General features: G+C 43.2%; 1 protein-coding gene. It reads right to left on the bottom strand.

Annotated elements, in window-relative coordinates; translation table 11 throughout:
• Positions 1 to 80: 80 nt before the first annotated feature.
• A partial coding sequence (locus ACFIO5_RS12670) for a sigma factor-like helix-turn-helix DNA-binding protein (RefSeq protein WP_375705595.1) occupies positions 81 to 280 on the bottom strand: 200 nt, incomplete at its 5' end.

The raw sequence follows: 280 nt of genomic DNA, 5'->3' as shown, positions 1-280 counted from the left end.
ATGCGCGAGCTTTCGAGATCCAGTTTCTTGTACCCTATCCCATACCACTCACGAACCACTGCCTGAAAAAACTTCATGGCTTACACATCATAAGCATCTGCTGGATTAACAGTAAGCAAGGCAGAACGCAGCTTTTGTAAAGCCCGCGCTTCAATTTGGCGCACCCGCTCTTTTGAGATTCCTAACTTTTCACCTAAAACTTCTAAAGTAGCACCTTCTTCATTTAAGCGTCGGAAACGAATAATTTCCAATTCCCGTTCATTGAGAATTTGTAACGCAT

The organism is Bartonella sp. AA86SXKL, assembly GCF_042196885.1.
Note: the sequence above shows the minus strand (reverse complement) of the source record. Positions and strands in the feature narration are given on the sequence as shown.